The sequence below is a fragment of the Kocuria rosea genome (genome assembly GCF_023715525.1).
Lineage (GTDB): Bacteria > Actinomycetota > Actinomycetes > Actinomycetales > Micrococcaceae > Kocuria > Kocuria rosea_A.
On record NZ_JAMBOG010000020.1, the window covers coordinates 36365 to 48651 of the forward strand.

The following is a 12287-nucleotide window of genomic DNA, read 5'->3' on the forward strand; positions in this document are numbered from 1 at the left end:
ACGCCTTTCACGGGTGGTGAGTGGACGAAACGGGTCAGCTGACGAAGCGGGTGAGCAGGCCCTCGGGCAGGTCCACCGGCAGCAGGGAGGGCAGGGCCAGCAGCACGACCAGGGTCACGGCGGTGTAGATGAGCACGACCTTGGTCCGGGCGCGGGCGACGAGGAGCAGGAAGGCCGGGACGAAGAGCATGGCCGCCAGCAGGTATCCACCGAGGTAGACCAGGGTGAGGAACCCGGCCATCCAGATGAAGGTGGTGGCTGCGGTGCGCAGGTGCGGCCGGTAGGACCCGGTGGCCTGCTTGCCGCGGCGGGCCAGGATCTCCTTGACCAGCAGCGCGATCGAGAAGACCAGCCCCGCGCCGGAGACGAGCCGGGGCACCAGGGCCGCCTCCGGGGAGAAGCCGCTGGAGACGATCAGCCCGGCCGCGAACAGCACCACGGCGACGACCGCCACTGCCAGGGAGTAGGGGGAGTCGGCCAGCGGGGTCTCCTCGTCGGACTCGATGTCGTGGGTGTCGTCCTTGTCGCGGCGGCGGCGGTGGCGGATGGTTTTGACGAGGTTCCACAGCGCCGGGATGATCAGGATGGCCAGGAAGACCAGCACCCCGGGCCGGAGCATCCATTCGAAGCCTTCGTAGAGGCTGTCGGTGAGGAAGTAGTAGCGCTCCAGCGGGATGGCCAGCACGAAGCCGATGAGGAACGGGGCCCGGGGAACGCCGGTGGTCTTGAGGAACCACCCCGCCACCCCGAGCAGGACCATGACCCACAGGTCGCCGAGCTGCCCGCCGTCCTGGTAGGAGCCCAGCAGCATCAGCACCACGAGCCCGGCCGAGAGCACGGCGAAGGGCACGGCGGTGAGCTTGGCGAGCTTGCCCACGGACAGGAAGCACAGCAGGGCCCCGAGCACGGAGGCGATGGCGAAGGACCACACGATCAGGTACATCAGCTCGAGGTTGTCCTCGATGATGGCCGGGCCGGGCTGGATGCCGTAGGTCAGGAGCATGCCCAGCAGCAGCGCGGAGGGCACGCCGCCGGGGATGCCGAAGAGCAGGGTGGGGATCAGGTCCCCGGCCTCCACGGAGTTGTTCGCGCTCTCGGGACCGACGATCCCCCGGGGGTCGCCCTTGCCGAACCTGGACTTGTCCTTGGCGGTGGCCACGGCCTGGCCGTAGGCCAGCCAGGTGCCGGCGGTCGCCCCGACCCCGGGCAGGATCCCGGCCCAGATCCCGATCAGGGATCCGCGGATGACCTGGGACCAGTGGGTGAGCCATTCGCGGATGCCGGCGAACCAGCCCCCGCCCACCCGGATCTGGGTGGTGTCGCCGCGGCGCTGGCTGGCGCGGCTGGCGATCTCGGCCAGCCCGAACACGCCCAGGGCCACGGCCACCAGGGACAGCCCGTCGCCGAGGAAGAGGCTGCCGAAGGTGAAGCGCTCCTCGGCGGTCGTGGGCGAGATCCCGACCATGCCCAGCAGCAGCCCGAGCATGCCGGCGGTCAGGCCTTTGAGGACGTTGCCTCTCGAGAGCACCGCGGCCAGGGACACACCCAGGACGGCGAGCATGAACAGTTCGGGGCTGGCGAAGGAGAGCACCAGCGGCCGGGCCAGCGGGATGGCCAGGGTCAGGCCGATGGCCCCGATGATGCCCCCGGCCATCGAGGACAGGAACGCCAGGGACAGGGCGCGGGCGGCCTTGCCCTGCTTGGCCATGGAGTAGCCGTCGAGCATGGTCACCGAGGCCGAGGCCGAGCCGGGGGCTCCGAGCAGGACGGCGGAGACGGTGTCGGAGGTGTGGACCACGGCCAGGGCCCCGATGAGCAGGGCCAGGGCCGGCTCGGGGTCCATGCCGAAGGTCACCGGCAGGAGGATGGCCACGGCACCGGTGCCGCCCAGTCCGGGGATCAGACCCATGATCAGGCCTGCGGTCGCGCCGATGACGAGCATGATCAACAGGCTCGGATCGGTCAGGGAGCTCAGGGCTCCCAAAGCTGCATCAAGCATGGGATGTCCTCAGTGAACGGTGATGTCGTAGGACCTCTGGAGGAGGTCTCGGATGTAGGTGACGGTGTCGTCGGAGACCGTGTAGGCCTCCTGCACCTGGGCGGCGACGTCGTCACCGGACTCCAGGGGGTAGCCCCCGAGGATCTCCTCGGCCTCTTCCAGGAAGGCCGTGTCGGCGGCCATCTTCCGGGCCGACTCCCGCAGCAGGGCCAAGGCCTCGGGCGGGGTGTCCTTCGGCGCCCACAGGCCCTTCTGGTAGGTGTAGGTCAGCCCGAGCACGGTCTTGTACGCCTCGAACTCGGGTCCGCTGGGCGCCTGTCCGTGCAGCTGCTCGTAGGCCTCCGCCACGGTGGGCACATCCGGGAAGTTCGGATCGCGCACGACCTCGCCGGCCTCGTTGAGCTGGCCGAAGGAGGCCAGCACGACGGCGTCGCCGTCCTCGACCATTCCCTCCACCGCCGACTCGTAGCTGGTGGTGGTCTGGTAGTCCAGGTCGATCTCCCCGCGCTGCAGGGCCAGGTTCACCGGGCCGCGGCCCTCGAAGCCGAAGGTGGCGGTGACGTCGGCGTCCAGCAGGTCGAAGGCGATCAGGGTGGTGATGTCCAGCCCGGTGGCGGTGATCCCGCCGAACTCCAGGGGGGTGTCGCGGTCCACGAGGTCTTCCACGCCCTGCACCCCGGCGTCGGTGCGGGCGTAGATGACCCCGCCGGTGCCGTTGACCAGCACGGGCTCGAGCTCGTCGAAGGAGTAGTGCACCGCTTCGCGCTCCAACAGCCAGGGCACCACGGTCGTGGCGGTGCTCACCAGCAGCTCCGTGCCGTCGGGCTCGGCGGAGGTGACGAACTGGTTGCTGCCGGTGATGCCCTCACCACCGGCCTCGTTGACCGGGGAGAACCCGGGCTGACCGGGGATGTGCTCGGTCATTTCCGCCCCGATGAAACGGGCCCAGGTGTCGGTGCCCCCGCCCTCGGCCAGCGGGATGAGCAGCGAGAGGGTCTCCCCGGCGTAGTCGCCGTCGGTGGTGGTGGCCGGGGGGTTGAGGATGTCCCCGCCCAGCACGGTGGCCACCAGGCCCAGGACCCCGAACCCGGCCACGGCCGCCAGCACGGTCCGGCGCTGGGGAGCCGGCGGGTCAGGGCGCTGGTCCTCCACCTCCCCACTGGGGATCTCGGGGCGCGGATCCTGCACGGGCTCAGTCATGGTCGGCTCCTCGGGCGGTGGTCCCGACGGAAGCGGCGGCTTCGACGCCGGGTGCCTCGGGCAGGTGGATGGTGGTGGTGGCGATGGTGCGGGCGGTGCGGTCGACGCCGACGATCAGGGTGCCGTCGTTCTCCTCGGACCAGGTGTCGATCACCCCGGCCGGGGTGCGCAGCCAGAGAGTGCCCTCCGGGGTGTCCCCGACGATGTCGTGCAGCACGGTGCCGGGCGTGCGAGTGGCCAGGGTCAGGGCGATGCTGCCGGTGATGGCCAGGGCCGGGTGCGGCTTGCCCATCGACAGCATCATCACGTTGACGTCGCAGGTGGGGTCGGCGGGGGTGGGCGCGGCGACGAGGGCCAGCTTCGGGATCGCCCGGGCGGCCCCGGCGATGGTGGGGGCCAGCCCCATCCGTACCGCCGCCTGCCGGCGCACGTGCTCGAGGGTGTCCAGCTGCAGCTCCACCCCGGTGCGCCAGTTCTCGTACCGGGCCGGGTCCAGGCCCAGCTCCTCGGCACGGACGATGACCACCGGCGCCCCGGCGTCGACCATCGACACCGTCAAGGGCGTGCCGCCGGCGGTGATCGTGTCGGTGGCCGAACCGGTGGGCAGCAGTGCTCCGGTGGTCTTGCCGGCCGGGTCCTGGAACCCCAGCCCCACCCGGTAGCCGGGGAAGGGCACCCCGGGCATCTGCGCGTCCGGGACGGGCGGCAGGGCCCGGTGAGGGGTGGGCACCCGCTGGATGATGATCTGGCCGGTGTTGGTGTTGCGGGTGACGATGCGAGTCATCTCCCCGGCAGGAGTGACCCAGCCCTTCTCCAGCGCGTACAGGCCCACGACCGCGGAGCAGTTGCCGCAGTTGCTGCCCCAGTCCACCGTGGCTTCCTCGATGCCCACCTGGGCGAAGGTGAACTCCACATCGGCCTCGTCATCGGCAGGCGCCCGGTGGAGTATCACGGCCTTGCTGGTGGTCGAGGTGGCCCCGCCGACCCCGTCGACCTGCCGGGGATCAGGGCTGCCGAACAACCTCGGCAACAGCGCATCCACGCTGGAGCCGCTCTCCTGCAGATGCTCGGTCTCGAACACCCAGCACTTGCTGGTGCCGCCGCGCATCCATTCCGCTTCGATCTTCATGGGGGTGACCACGTCTCCTCGTGTCTCAATCCAGTGAGTGGGGCTGAGAAGAGATTGAGCCAGGTCACAACTTAAGACAATGTCGGCTTTCTCAACGGGGATATAGGTATCCTTAATCCATTGCGGCAGCAGGGTCCGGGACGTCGGCATCTCGTGGGCGTCCAGCACATCAGGGCTCGGAATCGCACGGCTGACGAGGGCAAATTCAGTCGATGAAACATCAGAAGAGGAGGGTGAACTTTTGCTTCACGATGACAGTCAGCACTTGTTCGACATACGGCGCCTGGCCCTGCTGGTGGAGGTGGTCGAGCAGGGTTCCATCACCGCGGCGGCCGAGCTGATGATGTACACGCCGTCGGCCGTGTCCCAGCAGCTGCGCAAGCTCGAGCAGGAGGTCGGCCAGCCGTTGCTGAACCGCCGCTCGCGTGGGATGGTGCCCACCGAGGCCGGCCAGGTGCTGGCCGACCACGCCCGCAAGATCGTGCGGCAGATGCAGGCCGCCCAGTCCGATCTGGATCAGATCGCCGGACTCAAGCGCGGATCTCTGACCATCGGCACCTTCCCCACTCTGGCCGGGTCCTTCCTGCCCACCGTGATCCGGGTCTTCAAGAAGCGCTACCCGGCGATTAGCCTGTCGGTGCGCAGCGCCCGTTTCGACGAGCTCGTGGCCGATCTGGAGTCGGGGGTCACCGGGCTGTGCCTGCTGTGGGACTACCCGTGGAACCCTTTCCACGACGAAGCCATCCGGGTCACCGAGGTCTTCCAGGAGTCCACCGTGATCCTGGTGGCCCGCGGCCACCGACTGGCCGAGCGCGAGCAGGTCACCATGGAGGAGCTGCGCCACGAGTCGTGGATCGTGCGCGCCGAGGCCCACCCCGTGGTGGAGGTCCTGCAGCGCTCCGCTCACGAGGCCGGGTTCGAACCGACCCTCGGGTTCCTGGCCAACGACTACCAGGAGGCCCAGGCCATGGTGAGTGTGGGCATGGGGGTGGCCATGGTCCCCAAGACCGCGGTGGCTCTGCAGCACCCCGACGTGCGGGTGCTGCGCCTGGGCCCGGAGGCCCCGATGCGCCGCGTACTGCTGGCCCAGCGCCAGGACAAGGTCTACGCCCCGGCGGAGGTGGCCTTCCACTCCACCCTCCTGGAGGTCGCCCGTGAACGGGCCGGCGAGTACCTGTAGCCGGGGCCGACGGTACGCTCCCACCTCAGGCAGTGGACACCCTGAAGCACCCTGGGAAGGACGAGCCATGACTCTGCAGTGCGCGGTGATCGACGGCTACCAGGGCGCCGCCCGCCGGTTCGCCGACTGGCCCTCCCTGGGCGACCAGGTGGGGCTGACGGTGTTCACCGATCACCTGGATGACCAGGACGCGGTGGCCGAACGCCTCGCCGGCTTCGACATCGTGGTCGTCATGCGCGAACGCACCCCCTTCCCCGCCTCCTTGCTGGCCCGGCTGCCCCGGCTGCGGCTGCTGATCACCTCCGGGATGCGCAACGCCGCCATCGACCTCGCCGCCGCCCGGCACCAGGGCGTCATCGTGTGCGGCACCACCAGCAACTCCGAACCCCCCTCCGAGCTGACCTGGGCGCTGATCCTGGGCCTGAGCCGACACCTGCTCCCCGAGACCACCGCCGTCCGGGACCGCGGACCGTGGCAGCACACCGTGGGGACCGACCTGCACGGGGCCACCCTGGGGGTGCTCGGGCTGGGCAGGATCGGCACCCAGGTCGCCCGCATCGGGGCGGCCTTCGGCATGGACGTGCTCGCCTGGAGCCAGCACTTGACCCAGGAGCGAACTGAGGCCGCCGGGGCACGGCTGGCCGGCTCCAAGGAGGCGCTGCTGGCCGCCGCCGACATCGTCTCCCTCCACCTGGTGCTCAGCGACCGCACCCGCGGGCTGCTCGGGGCGCAGGACCTGGCTCTGATGAAGCCCACCGCCTACCTCATCAACACCTCCCGGGCCGGCCTCGTCGACCAGGACGCCCTCCTGGACGCCCTGGTAAGCAACCGGATCGCCGGGGCCGGCCTGGACGTCTTCGACACCGAACCCCTCCCGGCCAACGACCCGTTCCGGGACCTGCCCAACGTGCTGGCCACCCCGCACCTGGGCTACGTCACCGCGCGCAACTACCGGACCTACTTCACCCAAGCGGTGGAGAACATCCAGGCCTTCCTCGACAGCAACCCGATCCGCACCCTGTGACCGACACCCGACCGCAATCATGCACCTGGCCCCGAGCCCGCGTGTCGGCGACTGCAGCGACCGGGACCTCGGCGACGACCATCGGCGCCTCGAAGGAGTATTCTCGGGTCGGCGCCCGGTTCGAGCCACCGGCCGGGCGTCTTGATCTTTCTCCCACCCCACTCGCCGTCCGCCGAGAACGTCTTCACTCCGGCGCACTCGACCCATGGCCACAGGCAGTTCCCTGGTCCGCCGATAGAGGATGGCTCGGGACATCCCGAGGTCGCGGGCGACCTGGGTGGCCGGCTCCCCGCCCTCGATGAGTCGAAGGGCGTTGCAGATCGGGGAGTCGGTGGAGGTCTGCCGCCGACCGCCGAGGTCCTTGCCGGCGGCCCGGTGCGTGGCCACGGAGGCGGTGATCCGTTCACGGTCGACGTCCAGCTCCCTCTGGGCCCGGGCGGCCATGGCGGTGCAGACCATGGACCCCACCGGGGTGGCGGTGTCCACGTCTCCCCCACCGAGGTGGAGCACCCGCAACCCCGCGCCCCTGCTCTGCGGTGCCTCGGCGACGGTCAGCATGCTCTTCGACGACCGTGACGCCCGCCCGGGAACCCCTACTGCACTGCGTGCTGCAGGTTGCTCCGCTGATGGCTGTGGGAGTGTCCACAAAGGATCATCGCGAACCGTCTAGTGGACGCGGAAGACGTCGATCCGCACGCCGTCCGGTCGTCGCTGCCCGGTGCCGATGAACAGGGTGCGGTTCATCCACCCGTAGGGCCCGGCCTCGTCGGCAGTCAGGCGCGGCACGCAGCGGAAGTAGATCCGGGCCGGGTCGACCGTCTCCCCGGCCATCACCTTTCGCAGGTCTTCGGGATCACCGGTGCGCAGGGCGCGGTTCTGCACCAGGACGTGGTGGCCGTCCTCGAGCTCCAGGACGTAGTCGGCGACCAGGTAGGCGAGGTCCTCAGCGGGGTACTGCTGGAAGTCGGCTCCGGCGTGGAGGACCCGCCCGGCGAGGTCCGGGCCGTGGACCCGGCCGCCGCGGATCGGGACCACGCGCCGGACTCCGTCCACGGTGGTGCCGATGGTGATGGGCGGGTCCACGTCGACCTCGATCGTGGCGACGTACGCCAACGGGGGTGGCTGCACTCCCTCGGAAGGGAGGTGGGGTGATTGCTGGGGGCGGGGACGGGTCATGCCAGGTCCTCTCGTCGATTCGTTTCCGTGGCTTGGAGCACCTCGATGGCGGCGGTGACGCGGCGGGAGAGCTTCTGCCCAGCCGGGGTGACGGCCACGATGGAGTTGGGCGGGGCCTGTCGGCCACCGGGCGGTACACCACCTGGTGCTCGTCGAAGGTGGCGCCGGTGGCGGGGATGCTGTTGGCGACGGAGTACCCCTGGACGGTGGCATCGCGGTGAGGGTCTTCACCGCTGAGGTCTTCACCGCTGAGGTCTTCACCGCTGAGGTCTTCACCGCTGAGGTCTTCTCCGCTGAGGTCTTCTCCGAGCAGCTGCGCACCCTGTCGGTCGTGGTCCGCTGCTGCTGGGCGTGCTGCTCAGCGCGGGTGGGGCCGTGTGCTGAGTCAGGGTCGAGCGCAGTCTGCGCCACCGGACTCCTCTGCCCCTGGCCCGGGGACGCACGGCGCTGGCCCTCATCACCGACGTCGCAGGTGTGCTGGGCCTGACCACAGCCACAGCCGTCCTTAGCCTCGACGTGGTGCTCGCCTGCGCCTGGCCCAGACAGAGTCCCTGTACTCCGCACCTATCCTGCACGAGACCCTCCGGCAGGAAGCTGGACATGACGAGCGGTGGAGGAACCCCTGCTGCAACGTCGTTCTCGTGGGCCAGTGGCCGACAACTCCGCCATATGTGTAGCGGCAGCGCCGAGCCCCCGTCCACATGGCAGACCAATTCCTGCGGTGACGACAAGCCGGAAGACCTGGCGTGCCAGGTCACACGACTCTTCCGTGTTCTCGGGCGGGGCTGCCGGGTTCAGGGGCGTGGTCCGGGTGGTCTCCATCGGGGTGTCGTGGTCGTGCTCGCGCATGGGGTCTTTCCGTTCCTCCGGGCCGGGGATGGGCACGGCGCAGCCGTCGGCCGCCCCCCGGCGGGGGGGGGGGGGCGGCGGGGGGGCCGGCGGGGGGGGCGCCCGCCGGCTGCGCCGGCAGGGTCGGCGCTCAGTTGCGCTTCTCGGCGGCCCCGGCGGCCCCGGCGGCCCCGGCGGTCCCGGCGGCCTCGGTGGCTTCGGGGTGGGCGGCGTGGTCCTGGTGCCCGTCGGCTACGTGCAGATCGGTACCCTGGAGCCGCTTGGGGACCATGGACACCGCGATCAGGGAGACGATCGCCAGGCCGGCGATGTAGGCGCCGATGGTCCAGGAGGCACCGGTCTCGTTGAGCAGCAGCTGGGCGATCATCGGGGCGAAGGCCCCGCCGATGATGGAGCCGAACGCGTAGCCGATCGAGACCCCGGAGTAGCGCACCCGGGCCGGGAACATCTCCGCGTACAGCGCCGACTGCGGGCCGTAGGACGGGCCCAGCCCGATGGTGAGGACCACGATGGCGGCGGCGAACAGCGGCAGGGAGGCGGTGTCGAGCAGCCACCACATCGGGATCGCCCACACGATGATGATCGCGTAGCCGATCTGGAAGGTGCGCACCCGCCCGACGGTGTCGGACATCGCCCCGCCGAGCATCGTGAAGACCAGCCACCCGAGCCCGCCGATGAGGGAGGCGATCAGGGTCGCGGAGCGGTCCATGCCCAGGGCCTTGGCGCCGTAGGAGGCGAAGAAGGCGATGACCAGGTAGCCGGCGGCGTTGTTCGCGGCGAAGATCAGCGCCGCGAGGGTGACCTCCTTCTTGTGGTGCCGGACCAGCTGGCCCAGCGGCGCGGAGGACTCCTTCTTGCGCAGCTGCATCTGCTGGAACACCGGAGACTCGTCGACGGTCTTGCGGATGAGGTAGCCGACCACGATGAGCACCACCGAGGACAGGAACGGGATGCGCCAGCCCCAGGCCTCGAACTGCTCCGGGCTCAGCGCGGAGGTCAGGGCGAACATGAACCCGGTGGCCAGGAGCATGCCCAGGGGCACGCCGATCTGGGGGTAGGCGCCGAAGAGCCCGCGCTTGTTGACCGGGGCGTGCTCCACGGCCATCAGCGCCGCCCCGCCCCACTCACCGCCGGCGGAGAAGCCCTGCAGAATTCGCAGCACTACCAGCAGGATCGGGGCCCACACCCCGATGGAGGCGTAGGTGGGCAGCAGCCCGATCAGCATGGTGGCCGCGCCCATGCCTACCAGGGTCAGAACCAGCACGAGTTTGCGCCCGTGCTTGTCGCCCAGGTGTCCCGCCACCACCGCCCCGAGGGGGCGGAAGAGGAAGCTGATGCCCAGGGAGGCCCAGGCGACCACCTGGGCCAGGCCGGCGTTCTCCTCCGCCAGCGGGGCGAAGAACAATGGGGCCAGCACGAAGGCTGCCGCCTGGGCGTAGATGAAGAAGTCGTACCACTCGATGGTGGTGCCCACGAGCGTGCCCGCGAGGACCTTGCGCTCCTCGCGGGTCATCTCGTGCCGCCGGGCCGGGGCGGAGGAAGAATGGGCCATGGGAAACTCCAGTGGGGTCGGGATGATGCCGGGCGCCTCGGCACCTCGGCGGAGGAAGGGGATGGAGCGACAACACGGGCTGTCACACCCGCGGGCCGACAGCCCGAACTCTGGGGCCGCCAGCTCATGGGGCGCACAGACAGACGGCCGGGGTCAGCAGCTGCATGGGATCGGGGCGTCGGGATGCGGCAGTGGTCAGCTCGCCGGCGTCGGTGGTGGGGAGCATGCTCGGGGGCTGACGGGATCGGTCAGGGGGTGTAGATCCGCGTCAGGAAGTCCGACAGTTCGGCGGTTGCGGTCAGGGGCAGCACGTGGGCGACGTACTGGTCCGGGCGGACCACCACGACCACGCCGTCGCGGCTCAGGCCGCGAGCCGCGTAGATGTCGTCGGCCGGGTCGACACCCCACACCTTGTTCAGGTTGGAGATCTGGAACTTGCCGACCTTCGGGCGGAACACGGACGGGACCTTCATCAGTTCCACCTCTTCGTGCGGTTGCTGGTAGACCACGTGGAGGTCGAACAGGGCGTCGAGGTCCCGGTCCTCCGGGGTGAACCGGCGCACCGGCGATTCCGCGGAGTCCATCCACTCGGCCCAGGCCCGCAGCGTCGAGCTCTCCGCGGAGGACACTGCGGAGTCGGCGAAGGCGTAGATCCGCCACCGTCCGTCGGCGACGTGCTGGTGGCCCAGGAACTTCGGGTTGGTGTCGCAGACGCGCTTGACCGGGTGGGCCTTGAAGCGCTTGCCCAGGGGGAAGCCCGTGGCCAGCTCCTGGTGCGTGGCCTCGCCCCGGAGCAGGCTCACCGGGTATTCGGTCATGAAGCCGGCCGGGAACTCGGCGGTCTTCACGTAGAAGTCCTCCAGCGCGGTCGCGCTCTCGAGCTCCTCCGGCTTGGCGGCCATCATGGAGGACCACTCGCGGTCGAAGTCGATGAGGTCCTGGGCGATCTGCTGGCGCTCGGCGGTGTAGGTGGCCAGCAGCTTCTCCGGTGCCAGCCCGGTCAGCACGTGACCCAGCTTCCAGCCCAGGTTGAAGGCATCCTGGATGGAGACGTTCATGCCCTGGCCCGCCTTGGCCGAGTGGGTGTGGCAGGCGTCGCCGGCGATGAACACCCGCGGGTTGCGCTGTCCCGCTTCCTCGGCGGGGACGTCGTCGAAGCGGTCCGTCACTCGGTGGCCGACCTCGTAGACGCTCCACCACGCCACGTTCTTCACGTCCACGGTGTAGGGCGAGACGATCGTGTTGGCCTGGCGGATGATCTCCTCCAGCGGGGTCTTGCGCACGGCGCCGGCGTCGTTGTGGTCCACCTCGCCGAGGTCCACGTACAGGCGGACCAGGAAGCCGCCCTCACGCGGGATGAGCAGGATCGACCCGTGCTGGGACTGGATGGCGCACTTGGTGCGGATGTCCGGGAAATCGGTCTCGACCAGGACGTCCATGACGCCCCAGGCGTGGTAGGACACGGCACCGACGTGCTGGGCGCCGATGTCCCGGCGGACCTTGGAGCGGGCGCCGTCGGCGCCCAGCACGTACTTCGCGCGCACGACGCGCTCCTCGCCGGGGTTCACCCCGGCCTCGGCGCTCTCGCCGGTGCGCTTCAGGGTGACGGCGATCGGGTGCTCCCCCTCGCCGATCTCCAGCTTGACGAACTCCCAGCCGAAGTACGGCTCGGTCCGGGACGGGGCGTTCTTCGCGAAGCGGGCGAAGTAGTCCAGCACGCGCGCCTGGTTCACGATCAGGTGCGGGAACTCGCTGACACCCGTGGGGTCGTCGACTGTGCGGGCCGTGCGGATGATGCGGTCCGGGTGGGCCGGGTCCGGCTTCCAGAAGATCATCTCGGTGAGGTCGTAGGCCTCGGCGATGATCTCCTGGGCGAAGCCGAACGCCTGGAAGGTCTCGACGCTGCGGGCCTGGATGCCGTCGGCCTGGCCGATCTCCAGCCGGTGCGGACGGCGGTCGACGAGGCAGGTCATGACGTCGGGGAAGCTGGCCAGCTGGGCGGTGGCGGTCATGCCGGCGGGACCAGAGCCGACCACCAGCACGTCCATGACCTCCGGCAGGTCGGGGGAGCGGTCAACACCCACACCGGCGGCGGGCTGGATCCGGGGGTCCGTGGACACGTAGCCGTGGTGGTGGAACAGCATGGGGCCTCCTGGCGCGGGGAAGGACGGAACGGCT

8 protein-coding genes and 1 pseudogene are annotated in these 12287 nt (G+C 70.0%); 2 read left to right on the forward strand and 7 right to left on the reverse strand.

From position 1 onward, the window contains the following. Positions 1-34: 34 nt before the first annotated feature. Genes M3185_RS13390 through M3185_RS13400 form a run of 3 tightly spaced genes read right to left on the reverse strand, consistent with a single transcriptional unit; the run spans position 35 to position 4328 of the window. Positions 35-1999, reverse strand: coding sequence for a tripartite tricarboxylate transporter permease (locus M3185_RS13390; protein WP_251334177.1), 1965 nt, complete (start codon positions 1997-1999; stop codon positions 35-37). A 9-nt stretch (positions 2000-2008) separates the two neighbouring features. Further along, complete coding sequence (locus M3185_RS13395; protein ID WP_251334178.1) at positions 2009-3199, reverse strand: Bug family tripartite tricarboxylate transporter substrate binding protein; 1191 nt, start codon at positions 3197-3199, stop codon at positions 2009-2011. After that, a complete protein-coding gene (locus M3185_RS13400) occupies positions 3192-4328 on the reverse strand; it encodes a PrpF domain-containing protein (RefSeq protein WP_251334179.1) in 1137 nt (378 codons plus the stop codon). The genes M3185_RS13395 and M3185_RS13400 overlap by 8 nt, the downstream gene beginning before the upstream one ends. A 265-nt stretch (positions 4329-4593) precedes the next feature. On the opposite strand from M3185_RS13400, the gene M3185_RS13405 reads away from it, so the two are divergent. Together M3185_RS13405 and M3185_RS13410 are read left to right on the forward strand one after the other, a co-directional pair. Further along, on the forward strand, positions 4594-5508 hold the full coding sequence (locus M3185_RS13405; protein ID WP_374238515.1) for a LysR family transcriptional regulator: 915 nt from the start codon (positions 4594-4596) through the stop codon (positions 5506-5508). A 67-nt stretch (positions 5509-5575) separates the two neighbouring features. Continuing rightward, the gene (locus tag M3185_RS13410) at positions 5576-6532 is read left to right on the forward strand and encodes a D-2-hydroxyacid dehydrogenase family protein (protein WP_308222212.1); all 957 of its coding nucleotides are present in this window, start codon (positions 5576-5578) and stop codon (positions 6530-6532) included. 213 nt (positions 6533-6745) lie between these two features. Here M3185_RS13410 and M3185_RS13415 read toward each other — a convergent pair. The 4 genes and pseudogenes from M3185_RS13415 to M3185_RS13430 all read right to left on the reverse strand — a co-directional run. After that, positions 6746-7105, reverse strand: a pseudogene (locus M3185_RS13415) (recombinase family protein); the annotation flags it as partial. 93 nt (positions 7106-7198) lie between these two features. Beyond that, on the reverse strand, positions 7199-7645 hold the full coding sequence (locus M3185_RS13420) for a DUF3237 family protein (RefSeq protein WP_251334181.1): 447 nt from the start codon (positions 7643-7645) through the stop codon (positions 7199-7201). Positions 7646-8687: 1042 nt separating this feature from the next. After that, the gene (locus M3185_RS13425; protein WP_251334182.1) at positions 8688-10109 is read right to left on the reverse strand and encodes an MFS transporter; all 1422 of its coding nucleotides are present in this window, start codon (positions 10107-10109) and stop codon (positions 8688-8690) included. A gap of 248 nt (positions 10110-10357) precedes the next feature. After that, positions 10358-12253: an FAD-dependent monooxygenase gene (locus M3185_RS13430; RefSeq protein WP_251334183.1), complete on the reverse strand. Its 1896-nt coding sequence runs from the start codon at positions 12251-12253 to the stop codon at positions 10358-10360. Positions 12254-12287 lie beyond the last annotated feature (34 nt).